Below are 17,835 nucleotides of genomic sequence, written 5' to 3'. Positions count from 1 at the left end.
GCCGAGATCGACATGCTCGATCGAATGTCCGTCGGCGCGTAGCGCGCCGACCAACTCGGCGAGCAGCGCGAAGGCGTCGTCGAAGGGCTGCAATTCGGTGATCTGGCTGCCGATATGGGTGTCGATGCCGGTCACCTTGATGCCCGGCAATTCAGCCGCGCGGGCATAGACCTGCCGGGCGCGCTGCCATGGGATGCCGAACTTGTTCTCGGCCTTGCCGGTCGAGATCTTCTTGTGGGTCCTGGCATCGACATCCGGATTGATGCGCAGCGAGATTGGCGCCACCTTGCCGAGCGCAGTCGCGCGCGCCGACAGCAATTCCAGCTCGGGCTCGGATTCGACGTTGAAGCAAAGGATGCCGGCGTTGAGGGCGAAATCCATTTCCCGCGCGGTCTTGCCGACGCCGGAAAACAGGATCTTGCTGGCCGGTATGCCGGCGGCCAAAGCGCGGCGCATTTCGCCTTCCGAGACCACGTCGGCGCCCGCGCCCTGCTTGGCCAGCGTCCTCAGAACGGCCTGGTTGGAGTTCGCCTTCATGGCGTAACAGACCAGCGCGTCGAGGCCGGCGAAGGCCTCCCTGAAGACGCGGAAATGCCGGGTCAGCGTCGCCGTCGAATAGCAATAGAAGGGCGTGCCGACCGCTGCTGCGATATCAGGGATCGCGACCTCCTCGGCATGGAGCACGCCGTCGCGGTAATCGAAATGGTTCACGAGGTTCGGTTCCGGAAGTTGGAGCGGTATGAGATCGGGTCGATCTCGTCGGCTCTAGAGCAGGGGATCGAGGATGAATTTCCTGTCCTTGACCGGTTTTTCCGGCTCGGGCGGCACCGGCTGCTTGGCTTTTTCCGCATCCTTGCGTGCCTGCACCGCCGCCTCGTAAGGCGTGTCGAGGCCGGTCTTCCTGCCGCAGGCGGTAACGGTGACAACCGCCGCCAGCAACGCCAGCGTCACCAAAATCCTGCTACGGGTCATCGATCCATCCGTTCGAAACTGTTTATTGTGCTGCGCTTTTAACCGAGTTTTCGGCGCTTTGCATCCCGGCATTTGTTTTCATGCATGTCGTTGTCCCAGAACCGCTACGCACTTCCGGGTGACATGCATCAAGCCTTGGCGAGCCGCTTTTTCCAGTAGCGGATCTGCTTTCGCACTTCCGACGGCGCGGTGCCGCCGAAGCTCACCCGGCTCTTCACCGAATTCTGTACGGCAAGCACCGAGAAGATGCCGTCGGTAATGCCGGGATGGATCGAACGCAGGTCGTCCAGCGAGAGCTTCTCCAGCCCGACCTTCTTTTCCTCGGCGAGCGCCACGGCGCGGCCGGTGACATGATGGGCCTCGCGGAAGGGCAGGCCCAGATTGCGCACCAGCCAGTCGGCAAGGTCGGTCGCGGTGGCGTGACCGGCGCCGGCGGCCTTCTTCATGGCGGCGGCGTTGACGGTCATGTCGCGCACCATGCCGGTCGTCGCCGCCAGCATCAGGTCGAGCGTCTCGGCGGCGTCGAAGACCGCTTCCTTGTCCTCCTGCATGTCCTTGCCATAGGTCAGCGGCATGCCCTTCATCACGGTCAGCAGGCCGACGAGATGGCCGTTGACGCGGCCGGTCTTGCCGCGCACCAGCTCGGCGGCGTCCGGATTCTTCTTCTGCGGCATGATCGAGGAGCCGGTGGAGAAGGAATCCGAGAGCCGGATAAAGCCGAATTGCGGCGTCGACCAGATGATGATCTCCTCGGCCAGCCTGGAGAGATGCGTCGCGCAGATCGCGGCGAGGCTCAGGAACTCGAGCGCGAAGTCGCGATCCGAGACGCTGTCCAGCGAATTGCGGGTCGGCTCGCGGAAACCCAGCGCCTTCGCCGTCATATGGCGGTCGATGGAAAAGCTGGTGCCGGCAAGGGCCGCCGCGCCCAGCGGGCTTTCATCCATGCGCTCGATGGCGTCGCGGACGCGCGAGAGGTCGCGGCCGAACATCTCGACATAGGCCATGCAGTGGTGGCCGAAGGTCACCGGCTGCGCCGCCTGCATATGGGTGAAGCCTGGCATGACGGTCGCCGCGTGCTCCTCGGCGCGTTCGAGGAACGCGGCGATCAGGTCTTTCAACGCCAGGGCGACGCGCTGGCATTCCTGCTTGACCCAGAGCCTCAGATCGACCGCCACCTGGTCGTTGCGCGAGCGGGCGGTGTGCAGGCGTCCGGCCGCCGGACCGATCAGGTCGGCAAGGCGGGCTTCCACATTCATGTGGATGTCTTCGAGCCTGGTCGAGAATTCGAACGTGCCGGCCTCGATCTCTTTCAGGATCGTGTTCAGCCCGTGGGCGATTTTTTCTTGATCGGCCGCCGAAATAATGCCCGTTTCAGCCAACATCTCGCTATGGGTGATCGATCCGCTTATGTCCTGCGCGTAGAGCTTGCGGTCGAAGCCGATCGACGCGTTGATCGCTTCCATGATCGCGGCCGGACCCGAGGCAAAACGTCCGCCCCACATCTGGTTGCTGGCCTTCTTGTCGCTCATCGCTATAACCCGTGCTCCGGAGCAGTTTTGAAAATGGCAGACGGCAAGAGATTCTTTTTTCCGGCTACGCGCCTCATCCTCGCCGCTTTGGTGGCGGGCGTGCTGGCCGGCGCGGTGGCGGTATATGTCAGCGAGAGCGGTTTTGGCAACAACGCTCCCGAGAAGGTCGCAGCTGCCACCGGCAAGGACGATGCCGCCTGCGCGGCCAAGGCCGACCGGGCCAAGGCCATTGCGGCGAAAGCCGTCGGCCAGGTCGCGGCGCTGCAGCCGGCCGATCCGCCGCAGTCGCTGAAGAGCCTGGCCTTCAACGGTCCCGACGGCAAGCCGATGACCATCGCCGACCATGCCGGCAAGACCGTGTTGCTCAATCTGTGGGCGACATGGTGCGCGCCATGCCGCGCCGAGATGCCGGCACTCGATGCGCTGCAGAAGGAGAAGGGCAGCAATGCGTTCGAGGTCGTTGCGGTCAATGTCGACACCGGCGACGACACGAAGCCGAAGAAGTTCCTCAAGGAGATCGGCGTTCAAACGCTCGGCTTCTACCGGGACCCGACGATCGCGCTGTTCAACGAGGCGAAGACGCGCGGGCTGGCGCTGGGGCTTCCGGTCACCATGCTGATCGACGCGGACGGCTGCCTGATCGCGCACATGAACGGCCCGGCCGAGTGGTCGAGCCCCGACGCCAAGCGACTGGTGGAAGCGGCGCTCGCGCCGTGACCCTCCGGGTTCTTGTCGATCCCGGAACGCCGTTACTTCACCCGCACCGTGACCACCAGCGCCTCGTGGTCGGCGCTCGGGCTGCCGTCCGGCAACACCGCGGGCAGTGTTGCCGGCATGCTTGCCGCGAGGCCGCGCGTGAAGAACCAGTCGATGTGGCCGGCAGGCGTGGTGTCGCCGGCTGCGCGCCGCTGGGTGGGCTTGTCGAACGCGTTGGCCGTCTTCCAGTCGTAGCCACGTTCGGCAAACGCCGCGAACAAAGGCTCATGCCGTTCCGGATACATCAGACGGTCCGGTTCGGCGGCAATGCGTGCCCGCCAGGCGACCGGATCGTCATTGCGTTCCGGATAGGTGGCGGTCAGCGTGTTGAAGTCGCCGCCGATCAGCACCGGCGCTTCCGCGTCGTATCTGTCGATGGCGTCGAGCAGGTGGCGCGTCTGGTCGGCACGGCCGGCGGGCGCGGTGCGGTTCTCGAGATGCACGGAGACCACGGTGACCCGGCGGTCGCCGACCATCACCTGGCCGCCGAGCGCCATGCGGCCGCCGACGCGCGGCTGGCCGTGCTCCGGCAGGAACCAGGCGCCGGCCGCGTCCAGGCGAACGAGAAAGGGCCGCAGCAGCGGAACGGCGCTGGTTATGGCGTTGCCATGGAAGCCCTCCGCGTTCTCGGCGCCGCCATTTGCCGCCTGCTCCGTCTCGTTGCCGGTGCCGAGTTCCAGGAACTCGACGCCATAGGCGTAGGAATGGCCCAGACGATCGGCGAGCCGGCTCAACAGATGGCCGTTGCCGGAGCGCGCCATGCCCTTGTCGACCTCCGATAGCAGCACGACCTGCGGCGCCTGGCCGGCGATCGTTGCGGCGACGGCATCGACGTGACGCAGCCGCTCGACGTTCCAGGCCATGACGGTCAGGCTCTCGCCGGCGCTTTCGCGCGACGCCTGGCCGCCGATCTCTATCTCGCCGAGGGCGGAAACGGCAGCGGCGTGGCGCAGATGGGTGGCGCTGTCGCGCGGGCCGTCCCGCATCGCGTTGCGGGCGGTGACGGGCACGTGCGTGAGCTGCGGGACCAGCATGTATCTTCTCATCCAGTTAGCCGGTTAACGACGTAGGTCTTTTCGCCGCTTCGAAGCGCCCTAGCTTCCTGGATCAGGATGACGTTTCGTTGAATCGTCATCCTGATCCAATTCTTTGTTGGAGCATGATCTTGTCCGAAAACCGGTTCCCACTTTTCGGGATCATGCTCTAGAGCGCCGATGTGACGGTTTCATGCCGGCGCGACCGCTGCCAGGGGGAGGAGAGACTGGCTGTCCACAGGGACTTCGGGCCCACAACAGAACTGTCACATACCTTCTCTATGAGAGCGGGCAAGGACTTGCGCAAAACCCTTGTCACACTGCCACTCAAGAGGGAAAACCATGACGATCATCAAGCGGGGCTTCGCTGCCCTTGCCGCCGGCGCGCTCAGCACCGCGCTCGCGGTTCCTGCTTTCGCGGAGCCGGTCAAATTCGATTTCTGGTTCGGTCTTTCGGGCGATCTCGCCCGCGTCGTCGACACGCTGTGCAAGAACTTCAACGATTCCCAGAAGGACTACGAGGTCGTCTGCACCAGCCAGGGCAATTACGACGCCACGCTGCAGAACACGATCGCCGCCTTCCGCGCCGGCAAGCAGCCCACCGTCGTCCAGGTCTATGACGTGGGCACCGCCACCATGATGCTGTCGGGCGCCTACAAGCCCGCCGACAAGCTGATGGAGGAGAACGGCTACAAGATCGACTACAGCGACTATTTCCCCGGCATCGCCCGCTACTACGCGACGTCGAAGGGCGAGATGCTGTCCTTCCCGTTCAACTCCTCGACGGCGCTGATGTACTGGAACAAGGACGCCTTCGCCAAGATCGGCAAGACCGAGGCGCCGAAGACCTGGGAAGATGTCGGCGCCGACCTGAAGGCGCTGAAGGACGCCGGCTATGAGTGCCCGATGGCGATCAACATCTCGGCCAACGAGAGCTGGCAGCTGATGGAGCAGTTCTCGGCGCTGCACAACCAGCCGGTCGCCACCAAGAACAACGGCTATGACGGTCTCGACGCCCGTCTGGAAGTCAACAAGACCAAGTTCGTCCAATACGTCACCGACTTGAAGAAGTGGTATGACGCCGGCCTGGTGAAGATCAAGTCGAAGGATCTCGGCCAGGACATGGTGCAGGCCTTCGCCACCGGCACCTGCCAGGTCATCCTGACCTCGGTCGGCGACCACGGCACGGTCGGCCGCACCCAGAAGGAAGGCATGAACTGGGACGTCGCCGAGTTGCCGGTCTATGCCGGCACCGAGCGCAAGAACTCGCTGGTCGGCGGCGCTTCGCTGTGGGTGCTGTCGGGCAAGTCGGACGCCGAATACAAGGGCGCGGCCGCGTTCCTCAACTTCATCCACGACCCCAAGACCGCTTTGTTCTGGTCGACCAACACCGGCTATATCCCGGTGACGAAGTCGGGCTTCGATTTCATGAAGTCCAACGGCTTCTACGACAAGGCGCCCTATAAGGGCCGTGAAGTGGCGATCGAGAGCCTGACCGCGTCGGAGCCGACCGAGATCACCCGTGGTGTGCGCCTCGGCAACTTCACCCAGATCCGCGCCGAGTTCGGCACGCAGATGCAGGCGATCTTCGCCAACAAGGTCAGCGTGCAGGAAGGCCTCGACACGCTGGTCAAGAACGGCGACGCGATCCTCGAGCGCTTCCAGCAGACCTATCCGGGTAAGACCCTGCCCTGATCCCGGATGGCGGAACGGCCGCCCGTCGAACCTCGACGGGCGGCCATTTCATATGGTTTTGATCCCACGCATGTCTTTGTCCCGAAACCGGTTCCCACTTTCGGGAGACATGTTCTAATCTGTCCCGCGAAGGCGGGCTGATGGGTTCCACTGCATCGGCGGATCGATGGAAAAACGCGTCACTTTCGGCAGATGGACGATCGGCATCCTGTTCGCGGTGCCGCAACTGTTCCTGATCTTCACCTTCTTCTACTGGCCGGCCGGCCAGGCGGTCTACTGGTCGCTGACGCTGCAGCAGCCCTGGGGCGGCGGCAACATCTGGGTCGGGCTCGACAATTTCCGTTCGATCCTCGCCAACGCCGACTACTGGAACTCCATCACCGCCAGCATGATCTTCGCCGGTATCAGCACGGGCCTGGCGATGGTCATCGCGCTGGTGCTCGCCGCCCTGACCGACCGGCAGCTTGCCGGCTCATGGCTCTACCGCGTCGTTCTGATCTGGCCCTACGGCATCGCCGCGCCGGCTCTGGCGCTGGCGTTTCGCTTCATCCTGGCGCCGGAAGCCGGCTTCATGGCGGTGGTCAACAAATTCTGGCCCGGCTTCTGGGATCCCGGCCTCGACGGCGCCGACGCGATGGCCTCGATCATCATCGCCTTTTCCTGGAAATATGTCGGCTATAATTTCATCTTCTTCCTCGCCGCCTTCCAGGCGATCCCGCGTTCGCTGATCGAGGCGGCGGCGATGGATGGCTCCGGCGTCATCCGGCGCTTCTGGGACATCCAGTTCCCGCTGATCACGCCGACCATCTTCTTCCTGCTGGTCATCAACATCACCGAGAGCTTTCAGGATTCCTTCGGCATCGTCGACATCATGACCGCCGGCGGACCGGCCAACGCCACCAATCTGATGGTCTACAAGATCTATTCCGACGGCTTCAAAGGCCTGGATTACTCAGGGGCCGCCGCGCAGAGCATCATCCTGATGCTGCTCATCGTCGCGCTGACCATCGTCCAGTTCCGCTTCATCGAGCGGCGCGTGCATTATCGTTGAGGCGGGCCATGGTCGAGCGCACCCCGATCCTCAATTTCTTCACGCATCTGATCCTGTTCGCCGGCTTCGTATTCTGCGTGGCGCCGTTCGTCATCGTGGCGATCGCCGCCTCGCACAATCTGAAGGACGTCAACGACGTGCCGATGTCGCTGCTGCCGGGCAGCGATTTTTGGGTCAACATCAAGACGGCGTGGACGACGGCCGATCTCGGCCCGAAGCTCTTCAACTCCTTCGTCATGGCGTTCGGCGTCGCCGCCGGCAAAGTGATCATCTCGGCGCTGACGGCCTTCTCGATCGTCTATTTCCGCTACCCTGGCCGGATGCTGATCTTCTGGCTGATCTTCATCACGCTGATGCTGCCGCTCGAAGTGCGCATCGTGCCGACCTATGCGGTGGTCGCCAATGTGCTCGAGCCTTATCAGGCGATCATGGACCTGACAGGGCTATCCTGGCTGATCGAGAAGATATCCGGCGTCCAGGTCCAGCTCAGCCTCGGGCTGCTCAATTCCTATAGCGGCCTGATCCTGCCGCTGATCGCGACCGCCACCGGCACCTTCCTCTACCGCCAGTTCTTCCTGACCGTGCCTGACGAATTGACCGAGGCCGCGCGCATGGACGGCGCCGGCGCGCTGCGCTTCTTTGTCGACATCCTGTTGCCGCTGTCGCGCAACAACATGGCGGCGCTCGGCACCATCATGTTCCTGTGGGCCTGGAACCAGTATCTGTGGCCGCTGCTTATCACCACCGACCAGTCGCACGCGATGGCGGTGACGGAGCTGAAGCAGCTCATCCCCAATGTCGGCGGCGCGCCGGAATGGCATATCGCCATGGCCGGCACGCTGATCATCATGCTGCCGCCGCTCTTCGTCGTGGTCTTGATGCAGCGCTGGTTTGTGCGCGGCCTGATCGCCACCGAAAAATAGGGAGACGTAAAATGGCCTCCATCACCATCCGCGGCGTCAAGAAGAACTACGCCAAGACGCAGGTCGTGCATGGCGTCGACCTCGACTTCGCCTCGGGCGAATTCGTCGTCATCCTGGGGCCGTCAGGCTGCGGCAAGTCCACGTTGCTCAGGATGATCGCCGGGCTGGAAGAGATTTCGGACGGAACGATCGCGATCGACGGCGCGGTGGTCAACAAGCTCGAGCCGCGCGAGCGCGGCTGCGCCATGGTGTTCCAGAACTACGCGCTCTACCCGCATATGAGCGTGGCGCAGAACATCGGCTATTCGCTGAAGGTGGCCGGCGTTTCCGCCGCCGAGCGCACCCAGCGCATCCAGGCGGTGGCGCGCGTCCTGGAGCTGGAGCACCTGCTCGACCGCAAGCCGATGGCGCTGTCGGGCGGCCAGCGCCAGCGCGTCGCCATGGGCCGCGCCATGATCCGCGAGCCGAAAGTGTTCCTGTTCGACGAACCGCTCTCCAACCTCGACGCCAAGCTGCGCGTGCAGATGCGCTCCGAGATCCGCAAGCTGCACCGGCGTCTCAGCGCCACCTCGGTCTTCGTCACGCATGACCAGGTCGAGGCGATGACGCTGGCCGACCGGCTGGTGGTGATGAATGGCGGCCGCGTCGAGCAGGTCGGCACGCCGGCGGAAGTCTACAGCCGGCCGGCAAGCCGCTTCGTCGCCACCTTCGTCGGCGCGCCGGCGATGAACATGCTCGAAGGCACCGTCACGCTGGACGGGCTGTCGCTGCTCGGCGACAGCCGCAAGCTCAACGTGTCGCGCACGGGCCTGCCCGTCGGCGCGAAAGTCGCGGTCGGCATCCGGCCGGAGGCGGTGCGCATGGTGGCGGCGGGCACGCCCGGAGCGCTGGCGGCGAGCGTCGACCTCATCGAGGAATTGGGCGCCGGCCGGGTCATCTATGTCGATCTCGACGGCGCGCCGTTCTCCATCGTTACGTCGGAGACCGTCCATCCCGAACCGGGCAGCACGGTCGGCCTGCAGTTCGCCGAATCGGACCTGCACTTCTTCTCCTCGGAGACGGGCGGCAGGCTCGACGTGTTCAAGGCCTCGGTGCCCGAACCGGCCCCGGCGACTTTGTGAATTTGATTTGAGGGTTCATGCAATGAAAATCATCCAGGTCACCGACGTCCATCTCGGTCGTCGGCGCGAGATACGCTATGGCGCGAACCTGAATGAACGACTTGATCGATGCATCGATCATATCAATCAACGTCACAGCGATGCGACGCTCTGCATCTTCACCGGCGACCTGACCGATGACGGCGAGGCCGAGAGCTATGCCGACCTGAAGGCGGCGCTGAGTCGGCTCACCGTGCCTTTCCGTCTGCTGCCCGGAAACCACGACCGGCGCGCCAACCTCGTCGCCGCCTTCCCCGAGAATGGAACCGACGGTAACGGCTTCGTCCAGTCGGTTTTCGACGCGCCGGAAGGGCGGCTCGTCTTCCTCGACAGCCTGGCCGAAGGCCGCGTCACCGGCGAGCTGTGCGACAAACGGCTCGGCTGGCTCGATGCCCGGCTCGGCGAGGTGGCGGGCAAGGCGGCTTATATCTTCCTGCATCATCCGCCGGTCGAGCTCGGACTGACGCTGCTCGACCCGCTCGGCCTCGAACAGCCGCAGCGGCTCATCGATGTGCTGACCCGCCACGGCAATGTCCGCTACATCTTCTTCGGCCATGTCCACCGCGACATCGCCGGCACCGTCGCCGGCATTCCGTTCTCGGTGCAGCGCGGCATGCATGCCCGCTTCATGCTCGACCTCGTCGGCGACGAAATGGTCGAACAGGCGCCGCCCGCCTATTCGATCATCCTGATCGACGGCGCCCGCGTCGTCATCCACAGCCGCGATTTCCTGGAGCAATGGCCGCTCTGGTCACCGGCGACGGGGCAGCGGGTGCGGTAGATCACCCGAGCAGCAGTGTCGGCGTTCCCTGTCCCTCGACCAGCTTTACCGCTTTCCTATCGAAGGACACGAAGGTTTCGCCACCGAGCCACTGACCGTCGAACGCGATCACGCCGTCGGCGAAATCGCCACCGGCGTCGAGCACGGCCAGGCCCGCCTCGATCGTCGGTCGGTTGGCTACGACGTTGCGCATGTCGAGGATGCGGCGGATCGAGGCGGATATATCGGGCCGTGCGACCCGGTAACTTCTGTCCAGCACCCAGACAAACTCGCAGAGCGCTTGAACGCTGATCGCGACCAGTTCGGCTTCTTCCAGGGTCGCGGCTGCCGTCCGCTGCTGCGCTTCGTCGTCGCCGACGACAAGGCGCAACAGCACGTTGGTGTCGAGGCTGACCTTCACTTGCGCTCGAGTCCACGCATCCCGCTCGAAGCGCCGGCGTCGGCGATCGCATCGTTGATCTCCTCGATCGACAGCCGTGCGTCGTTCGTCTTGCCCTTGAGCATCCCGCTCAGCTCCTGCCAGGAGCCCTTGCCCTGATCGGCCTTCAGTTCCGCCCGTCCACCGGGCAGAAGATCAAGCCGGATCTTGTCGCCGGGCTGGATGCCGAGGTGCTTGAGCACGTCCTTCCGGAAGGTGACCTGGCCCCTCGCGGTAACCGTCAATGTCGTCATGTGATGTGCCTCCGAGCTTCCAAAAATAATGCAAAATTGCATTATTTTCAAGTTAGAGACTAAACGAACACATGTGCCTTGCCGGTGACAGTGAGACGCACGATCTCGCCGACAGCCGGGGCGTCCATGCCTGTCCTGCGCAGGATGAGCGGCGTGTTGCCGATCGCGGCGGCATCGGGCGGATCCGGGCTGTTGAGCAGCCGCACCGCGACGGTGCAGACCGAGCCGGCGAACTCGCAGTCCGTCACTTCGCCGAACAGCATGTCCGGTGTGCCCGACATGCCTTCGCGCGAGGTCAGCTTGAGCAGGACCTGCTCGGGCCGCAGCATGATGCGCGCGACATCGCGCCGTTCGTCCGTGTCGACCGCGATGCGGCCGAGCCGCGACACGGCGAAGCCGTCGGCGATCCTGGCCGGCACGATGATGGCGTCGCCGAGGAACTCGGCGACCATCCTGTCCCGGGGCTTAAAATAGAGCTCGCGCGGCGTGCCGACCTGCGAGAACAGGCCGTCCCGCATCACCGCCACCTGGCTGGCGAAGGACAGCGCCTCGGCCTGGTCGTGCGTGACCAGGATAGTGGTGATGCCCGCCTCCTCCAGGAGCTCGGCCACTGCCTTGCGCATCGAGGCGCGCAAACCGGTGTCGAGGGCCGAGAAGGGCTCGTCGAGCAGCATCAGCCTGGGCTTCATCGCCATGGCGCGGGCAAGCGCGACGCGCTGCTGCTGGCCGCCGGAAAGCTCATGCGGCCGGCGTTTCAGGACCGCCTTGTCCAGCCCGACGATATAGGCGAGCTCGACGATGCGCTCCATGCGCTTGTCCTCGCCGCGCGCCATGCCGAAACCGATATTGTCGGCAATGCTGAGATGCGGGAAGAGGGCGCCATCCTGGGCGACCACGCCGATACCGCGGCGATGCGCCGGCACGGCGGCGCCGCCATTGGCCAGCACCTTGCCGTCGAGGGCGATGCGGCCGCGGTCCGGCGCCTCGAAGCCGGCGATCAGCCTGAGCAAGGTGGTCTTGCCGCAGCCGGATGGGCCGACGATGGCTGTGCGGCTGCCGCTTTCGACTTTCAGGTCGACGCCGGCGAGCGCCGTCACCGGGCCGTAGCTCTTCGCGACACCGCTGAGTTCGAGAAAGCTCATCGTCCGGCCATCCGCTTCGACTGGATGTAGAGCCACCAGGTCATCGGCAGCGACATCGCCACCATGATCAGCGCGTAAGGGGCGGCGGAGGCGTAGTCGATCTCGCCGCTATAGGACCAGAAAGCCATCGCCAGCGTGCGGGTGCCGTTGGGCGCCAGCATCTGGGTGGCGGTGAGCTCGTTGGTGATGCCGAGCGCTACCATGGCCATGCCGGCCGCGGCGCCCGGCGCCGACAGACGGACGGTGGTCGACCACAACGCCTTGACCGGCGGCCGGCCGAGGCTGGAAGCGGCGCGCTCCAGTTCCACCGGCGCCTGCGCGATCGAGGCGCGCAGGCTTATCAGCGCGCGCGGCAGGAACATCAGCGCGTAACCAAACAGGATGGTGAATAGTGTCTGATAGAGCGGCAGCGCGACGCGCACGGTGATGGTCACCAGCGCCAGCGCGATGACCACGCCCGGCAACGCGCCAACGATGTAATTGCAGCTCTCGAGCAGGCGTTGCAGCCGCCCCGGGGCGCGGATGGAGATCCAGGCCATCGGCATGGCGGCAATCGTTGCAAGCACCGCGCCGGCGATGGCAAGGAACAGCGTCTGGCCAAGCGCCAGGCCGATCTCGTCCCACCGCCAGACTTCGGCGCCGCCGGCGAGCAGCCAGCGGCCTACGGTGACGAAGGGCACACCGAGCGACAGCAGCGCTACGCCCGCCGGCAAAAGCAGGCATGGCAAGGTGGCGCGGCCCAGGCGAGCGCGTTGCTGCTTGCGCGCGGCGCCGGAACCGACGCGGGCATAGCGTTCCTCGCCGCGTATCATCACTTCGAGGACGAGCAGGAAGAGGCAGCAGACCACCAGCACGGCGGCCAGCATGTTGGCGGCCGGACCGTTGAAGGTCGACTGGAACTGGTCGACGATCGCGGTGGTGAACGTGTCGAAGCGGATGAAGACATAGAGACCGTACTCGGCCAGGAGATGCAGGCCGACCAGCAACGAGCCGCCGCAGATGGCGAGCCTCAGTTGCGGCAGCACGACGCGCGCGAAAACCCGCCACGGGCCAAGACCGAGTGCCGCCGCGGCATCCTCCAGCGCCGGGTCGAGGCGGCGCAACGCGGCGGCGATCGGCAGATAGAGGAACGGGAAATAGGCGATGACGGAGACCAGCACGCCGGCCCAGAGCCCGTGCAGGCCCGGAAAGAAGCTGATCCAGGCATAGGAGTGCACGAAAGCGGGGATGGCGAGCGGCGCGACCGACAGCCACGACCAAAGCCGATTGCCCGGCAGGTCGCTGCGCTCGGTCAGCCAGGCCAGCGCCACCGACAGCGCGATGGCCATCGGTACGGTGACGATGACGAGGAGTCCGGTGTTGACCAGCAGTTCGCCGACGCGCGGGCGGAAGATCAGCGCCACCACCGTATCCCAGCCGGTCTGGATCGCGATCCAGACGATGAAGGCGAGCGGCAGCAGCGCGGTGAGCGAGATCAGAGCCGCGGCGAGCGTGATCCATGACGTGGACCGGCGCTTCTTCATCCCAGCCGCCGGCAGTCTTGCCGGAGTCATGTCGATCGTCGACTGCATCAGGCAGGCCACTGGGTCACTTCCGCCGGCCGGCGGAAGCGGTCCGATGTGCCGCTCAGGCGGGTCGAAGCGCAGTCGACTGTCATCGACGAAGCGATCTCCAAACAAAAACGCTCCCGCGGAAGGCGAATTGCCGCGGGAGCACGGTCGTTCGCCCTTTTAGGACGAACGCGAACTAAAGCAAGCCGGCTTGCGTCATCAGGTCGATGACCTTCTTGGAATTCAGCGTCGCCGGATCGACTTTCGGTGCCTGCAGATCGGCCAGCGGCACCAGCTTCGGGTTGGACTGGGCATCCTTGCCGACCGCATATTCATACGAGGTTCCGGTCTTCAGCACGTCCTGGCCGCCCTTGCCGGTCACCCACTTCAGGAACGCCTGGGCTTCCTTCGGGTGCTTGCTCGAGGCCAGCACGCCGCCGCCCGAAACCGAAACGAAGGCGCCCGGGTCCTGGTTCTTGAAATAGTGCAGGCCGACATTCTTGCTGTTCTCGCCGGTCTTGGCCTGATCGCCGAACCAATAATAGTGGTAGATCACGCCGCCATCGATCTCGCCGGCATTGACCGCCTTCATCACCGTCGAGTTGCCCTTGTAGGCTGTGAAGTTCTCCTTCATCGCCTTCAGCCAGCCGGCGGTGGCAGCCTCGCCCTTGATCTGCAGCAGTGCGCTGACGATGGCCTGGAAATCGGCGCCCGACGGCGATGCGGCCCAGCGGCCTTTCCAGCTCGGATCGGCGAGATCGAGCAGCGACTTCGGCAACTGGTCTTCCTTGAGCTTGTCCTTGTTATAGGCGAAGACGGTGCTGCGGGCGGCGACGCCGACCCACTTCCCGCTCGAGGGCTGGTATTCCTGCGGAACCTGGGCGAGGGTCTCGGCGTCGACCGGCGCGAACAGGCCCGCAGCCTCGACCAGCGCCATGGCCGGAGAATTCTCCGTCAGGAAGACGTCGGCCGGCGAGGCCGCGCCCTCGGCGACGATCTGGTTGGAGAAATCGCTATCGCCGCCGTTGCGTAGCGTGACCTTGATGCCGGTTTCCTTGGTGAAGCCCGCCGCCCATTCCTTGGCGAGGCTCTCATGCTGGGCATTGTAGACGATGATGCCTTGATCCTCGGCCATGGCCGGGCCGGCGATCAGGCCGAGCGCCAGCACGGCGCCGGCAAGCGTGGAAAGGGCAATTTTCATGGGCATCGTCCTTAAAACTGGAGACAGGGGTTCGAACATGGCTGCTCCTATCAATACCTGATTGTTGTAGTCAACATTGTGACCCTGCTTCAATCGGTCGCCGCGCCGCAAACTTTCGTGATTTTGCGGTAGTTTGGCTTGGACATTATTTCGCCGGCCACGTAACAAACCAGGGCCGAAGCACGAAAATCGGGGGAGTGGACTCTGTGACCGGCAAGGACGAGGCCGAGCTCTCCGGGCTGTTCAGGGCTGCGATCGCGGGCGATGAAAGGGCGTATGCCGACTTTCTGCACCGGATTGCCGCTCTCGTTCGCGGCTTTGTCCGGCGCAAGATCGTACAGGGCGGGGTCGACCCCGAGGATGTCGTGCAGGAAACCTTGCTGGCAATTCACGTCAAACGGCACACCTGGCGCGAGGATGCGCCGGTCTTGCCGTGGGTCTACGCAATTGCCCGCTTCAAGCTGATCGACGCTTTCCGCCGGCGCGGACGGCGTATCGAGGTCGAGATCGATGAGATCGCCGAAACCTTCGCGGAACCGGAGGCGGAAACGGTGAGCGAGCGCGACATCAACCGGGCGCTCGACGGGCTGCCGCCGGCGCAGCGCTCGGTGGTGTCGTCGATCTCGGTCGACGGCCATTCGATCGGCGAGACGGCGAGCAAGCTCGGGATCAGCGAGACGGCGGTGCGTGTCTCGCTGCATCGCGGTCTCGCCGCGATCGCCAAACGGTTTGGACGACAGTGACATGAGGACAGAGGATCTCATCAAGGCGCTCGACGCCGATGCCCGGGACAAGGCGATGCCGCTCGGCAAGGCCTGGTGGCTGGCGGTCGGCGTGGCCGTAGTGATCGCCGCGGTGGTCTTCTTTGCGACCATTGGGCCGCGCCCCGACATCATGCCCGCCATGCATACGATGCGCTTCATGTCGAAATTCGTGTTTACGCTGGTGCTCGCGGCCAGCGCTTTCGCGCTGATCCGCGCGCTGTCGGTGCCAGGCGCTTCGACCGGTCGGAGGATGGCCTGGATGCTCGCCGCGCCGCTTCTGGTCGTGCTGGCGGTGGTTCTGGAGCTCTTCGTCGTGCCCGAGGCCGATTGGGGCAAGCGGCTTATCGGTTCCAACATGATGATCTGCATGAGCTTCATCCCGCTGATCGGCATCGGTCCGCTGGCGGTTTTCCTCGGCATGCTTCGCTACGGCGCGCCGACGCGGCCGGTGCTGGCGGGCGCGGTGGCCGGCCTGCTCGCGGGCGGGCTCGCGGCGACCTTCTATGCCGCGCATTGCTTCGACGATTCGCCGCTCTTCGTCGCCACCTGGTATACGGTCGCCATCGCTTTCCTCACGCTGCTCGGCGCCATCGGCGGTCGGCTCTTCGTGCGCTGGTAGCCGCCGCACCCCGATCCTTTGATGCTGTTTGGAAACAGTACCTTAATCATGCCGGTAATTGTTTGCCGGTTAGCGGAGCGATCGCCGCCGTCCACGCAACCATTCCTTAAAACCGATCCGCCAGGGTTATGGCAACGTGCAGCTGCGTGTTGGGTGGGATCGCATCGTGGCGTGGTTGAACTGGAAAGGTCCGCGGGCCGGCAAGCGTGCCGTGTTCGCGTTCATGGCAGGGGGACTGGTTGCCCTGGCCGCATCGGTCTTGCTGCCGGCGCTGGGGCTCGGTGAAGAGGCGCTGAAAGTCTGCCTGCAGATATCCGTCGCCATCACGGCCGTGACGCTGTTTTTCTCGGGATTGTTCATTCGCAGGATCATCGATGATGGTCGGCAGATCGCCGAAAGCGAGCAGCGCTTTCGTCGCGCCATGGAGGATTCGGCGATCGGCGTCGCCATTGTCGGCCTCGACGGGCGCATCGTTCAGGCCAATCCGGCCTTCGCCGATATGCTCGGCTACACACGCCCGGAGATCGAGGCGCTGACTTTCCTCCAGATCACGCATCCCGACGATCTGCAGATCGGCCGCGAGACGATGATGAGCCTGAAGGAAGGCAAGATCCACTCCTTCCACTTCGAGAAGCGGTATCTGCGCAAGGACGGCACTGCGGTCTGGGCGCAGCTTGCCGGCTCGGTCATCCGAGAAGAGGAGACAGGCCGTCCGCTCTATCTCGTGTCGCAGATCGAGGACATAGACGCCCGCAAGCAGGCCGAGGCGCGCATCGCCGAGGCGGAGACGCGCTGGAATTTCGCGCTGACCAGCGCCGGGCAAGGTATGTGGAGCCTCGACATGCGCAAGGGCGGCACGACCTATTCCGAAACCTGGGTCAAGATGCTGGGCTATGCCGATGGTGAACTCGACGGCGACCCCGACCGCTGGCTGACGATGATCCACCCGGACGACCGCGAAATCGTCGCCGAAGCGGATCGCGCGCATCTTGACGGCGAGACGCCCTTCTTCGAGGCCGAGTTCCGGATGCGGCACAAGGACGGCCATTGGGTCTGGATCCTCGACCGCGGCAAGGCGATCGAGCGCGACGCGGAGGGCCGGCTGGTCCGGGCCATCGGCAGCCTGACCGACATCACGGAGCGCAAGCAGGCCGAAGAACGGCTCAAGGTTTCCGCGGCCATGCTGGCCGACGAGAAGGAGAGGCTCCGTGTGACGCTGCAGTCGATAGGCGACGCGGTGATCTGCACCGATGCCGCCAACCGCATCACCTTCATGAACCCGATCGCCGAAAAGCTCACCGGCGTCGATGTCAGCGAGGCTATGGGCAAGGTGCTCGGCCATGTCTATTGGGCGGTCGATGAAGAGAGCGGGCACAGGATCGGGCTTTCGCGCCCGCCGGCGGGCGAGCGGCCGCATTGCGACCAGAACACGCGAGCGGTCCTGGTGCGGCGCGACGACACGCGCTGCAGCATCCGCCAGGTGGTGTCGCCGATCATGAACGACCGCGAGGAGTTCTGCGGCCTGGTCATCGTCTTCCAGGATTTCACCGACGCGCGCGCGCTGCAGCGCCAGCTGGCCTATGCCGCCGCCCATGACGCGCTGACCGGGCTCGCCAACCGTTCGAGCTTCATCCGCACCATGGAAGAGCGTGTCGACCAGTGCCGCCTCAATGGCGGCGGGCATCAGTTCATGTTCGTCGACCTCGACCACTTCAAAGCGGTCAACGACACCGGCGGCCATGCCGCGGGCGATGCGCTGCTCAAGCGCGTTGCCGATACCCTTCTCGATGTGCTTGGTCCGGAAGACATCGTCGCGCGGCTCGGCGGCGACGAGTTCGCCGTCCTTCTCAAATCGGGCGCCGGGGAGCGCGGGCCGATCGCGGCGCGCTCGATTATCGATGCCATCCGCAACCTCAATTTCAGTTGGGACGGGCGCCCGTATTCGATCGGCGCCAGCATCGGGCTCGCGCCGATCCGCGCCGGATG

The 17,835-nt window shown here is 64.7% G+C and carries 18 protein-coding genes; 9 read left to right on the top strand and 9 right to left on the bottom strand.

Features of this window, described 5'->3' with window-relative positions:
* From EOD07_RS02685 to argH, 3 genes are all read right to left on the bottom strand, one after another.
* Window positions 1-711: diaminopimelate decarboxylase (locus EOD07_RS02685; RefSeq protein ID WP_164772037.1), on the bottom strand; the 711-nt coding region annotated here is incomplete at its 3' end.
* 54 nt (window positions 712-765) lie between these two features.
* Window positions 766-972, bottom strand: a complete 207-nt coding sequence (locus EOD07_RS02680) for a lipoprotein (RefSeq protein WP_040989264.1) — start codon at window positions 970-972, stop codon at window positions 766-768.
* A gap of 128 nt (window positions 973-1,100) precedes the next feature.
* Window positions 1,101-2,501 (bottom strand): argininosuccinate lyase, encoded by a 1,401-nt coding sequence (gene argH / locus EOD07_RS02675; protein ID WP_127233850.1) that lies wholly within the window; start codon window positions 2,499-2,501, stop codon window positions 1,101-1,103.
* A 33-nt stretch (window positions 2,502-2,534) separates the two neighbouring features.
* On the opposite strand from argH, the gene EOD07_RS02670 reads away from it, so the two are divergent.
* On the top strand, window positions 2,535-3,218 hold the full coding sequence (locus EOD07_RS02670) for a TlpA disulfide reductase family protein (protein WP_127233849.1): 684 nt from the start codon (window positions 2,535-2,537) through the stop codon (window positions 3,216-3,218).
* A 32-nt stretch (window positions 3,219-3,250) separates the two neighbouring features.
* Here the strand turns inward: EOD07_RS02670 and EOD07_RS02665 are convergent, their stop codons facing one another.
* The gene (locus EOD07_RS02665) at window positions 3,251-4,291 is read right to left on the bottom strand and encodes an endonuclease/exonuclease/phosphatase family protein (RefSeq protein ID WP_127233848.1); all 1,041 of its coding nucleotides are present in this window, start codon (window positions 4,289-4,291) and stop codon (window positions 3,251-3,253) included.
* A 342-nt stretch (window positions 4,292-4,633) separates the two neighbouring features.
* Here EOD07_RS02665 and EOD07_RS02660 point away from each other — a divergent pair, with 342 nt between their 5' ends.
* The 5 genes from EOD07_RS02660 (at window position 4,634) to EOD07_RS02640 (ending at window position 9,901) form a co-directional block, all read left to right on the top strand.
* Entirely contained in the window at window positions 4,634-5,986 is a 1,353-nt protein-coding gene (locus EOD07_RS02660) for an extracellular solute-binding protein (protein WP_127233847.1), read from the top strand.
* Window positions 5,987-6,152: 166 nt separating this feature from the next.
* The gene (locus tag EOD07_RS02655) at window positions 6,153-7,037 is read left to right on the top strand and encodes an ABC transporter permease subunit (RefSeq protein ID WP_127233846.1); all 885 of its coding nucleotides are present in this window, start codon (window positions 6,153-6,155) and stop codon (window positions 7,035-7,037) included.
* Window positions 7,038-7,045: 8 nt separating this feature from the next.
* Window positions 7,046-7,960, top strand: coding sequence for an ABC transporter permease subunit (locus EOD07_RS02650; protein WP_127233845.1), 915 nt, complete (start codon window positions 7,046-7,048; stop codon window positions 7,958-7,960).
* Window positions 7,961-7,971: 11 nt separating this feature from the next.
* Entirely contained in the window at window positions 7,972-9,081 is a 1,110-nt protein-coding gene (gene ugpC / locus EOD07_RS02645) for a sn-glycerol-3-phosphate ABC transporter ATP-binding protein UgpC (RefSeq protein WP_127233844.1), read from the top strand.
* A gap of 22 nt (window positions 9,082-9,103) precedes the next feature.
* Window positions 9,104-9,901, top strand: coding sequence for a phosphodiesterase (locus tag EOD07_RS02640; RefSeq protein WP_127233843.1), 798 nt, complete (start codon window positions 9,104-9,106; stop codon window positions 9,899-9,901).
* A gap of 1 nt (window position 9,902) precedes the next feature.
* On the opposite strand, the gene EOD07_RS02635 is transcribed toward EOD07_RS02640, so the two are convergent.
* The 5 genes from EOD07_RS02635 to EOD07_RS02615 all read right to left on the bottom strand — a co-directional run bounded on the left by EOD07_RS02635 (window position 9,903) and on the right by EOD07_RS02615 (window position 14,466).
* Window positions 9,903-10,301, bottom strand: a complete 399-nt coding sequence (locus tag EOD07_RS02635; RefSeq protein ID WP_040989254.1) for a type II toxin-antitoxin system VapC family toxin — start codon at window positions 10,299-10,301, stop codon at window positions 9,903-9,905.
* Window positions 10,298-10,573 carry an AbrB/MazE/SpoVT family DNA-binding domain-containing protein gene (locus EOD07_RS02630; protein ID WP_127233842.1) on the bottom strand — a complete coding sequence of 92 codons (276 nt, stop codon included), beginning with the start codon at window positions 10,571-10,573 and terminating at the stop codon, window positions 10,298-10,300. Before EOD07_RS02630 ends, EOD07_RS02635 begins: the two co-directional genes overlap by 4 nt.
* Window positions 10,574-10,632: 59 nt before the next feature.
* Entirely contained in the window at window positions 10,633-11,715 is a 1,083-nt protein-coding gene (locus EOD07_RS02625; RefSeq protein ID WP_127233841.1) for an ABC transporter ATP-binding protein, read from the bottom strand.
* The gene (locus tag EOD07_RS02620) at window positions 11,712-13,268 is read right to left on the bottom strand and encodes an iron ABC transporter permease (protein ID WP_245469786.1); all 1,557 of its coding nucleotides are present in this window, start codon (window positions 13,266-13,268) and stop codon (window positions 11,712-11,714) included. Before EOD07_RS02620 ends, EOD07_RS02625 begins: the two co-directional genes overlap by 4 nt.
* A 193-nt stretch (window positions 13,269-13,461) precedes the next feature.
* Window positions 13,462-14,466: an iron ABC transporter substrate-binding protein gene (locus tag EOD07_RS02615; protein ID WP_127233840.1), complete on the bottom strand. Its 1,005-nt coding sequence runs from the start codon at window positions 14,464-14,466 to the stop codon at window positions 13,462-13,464.
* Between the two features lie 206 nt (window positions 14,467-14,672).
* On the opposite strand from EOD07_RS02615, the gene EOD07_RS02610 reads away from it, so the two are divergent.
* The 3 genes from EOD07_RS02610 to EOD07_RS02600 form a co-directional block, all read left to right on the top strand.
* Window positions 14,673-15,209: a sigma-70 family RNA polymerase sigma factor gene (locus EOD07_RS02610; protein WP_041011319.1), complete on the top strand. Its 537-nt coding sequence runs from the start codon at window positions 14,673-14,675 to the stop codon at window positions 15,207-15,209.
* A 1-nt stretch (window position 15,210) separates the two neighbouring features.
* Entirely contained in the window at window positions 15,211-15,849 is a 639-nt protein-coding gene (locus EOD07_RS02605; RefSeq protein ID WP_127233839.1) for an NrsF family protein, read from the top strand.
* Window positions 15,850-16,015: 166 nt separating this feature from the next.
* On the top strand, window positions 16,016-17,835 hold a 1,820-nt coding region (locus EOD07_RS02600; RefSeq protein WP_245469784.1), incomplete at its 3' end, for a PAS domain S-box protein.

It is taken from the genome of Mesorhizobium sp. M2C.T.Ca.TU.002.02.1.1, from assembly GCF_003997225.1.
The sequence above is the reverse complement of the archived record's forward strand: the minus strand, read 5'-3'. Positions and strand labels throughout refer to the sequence as shown.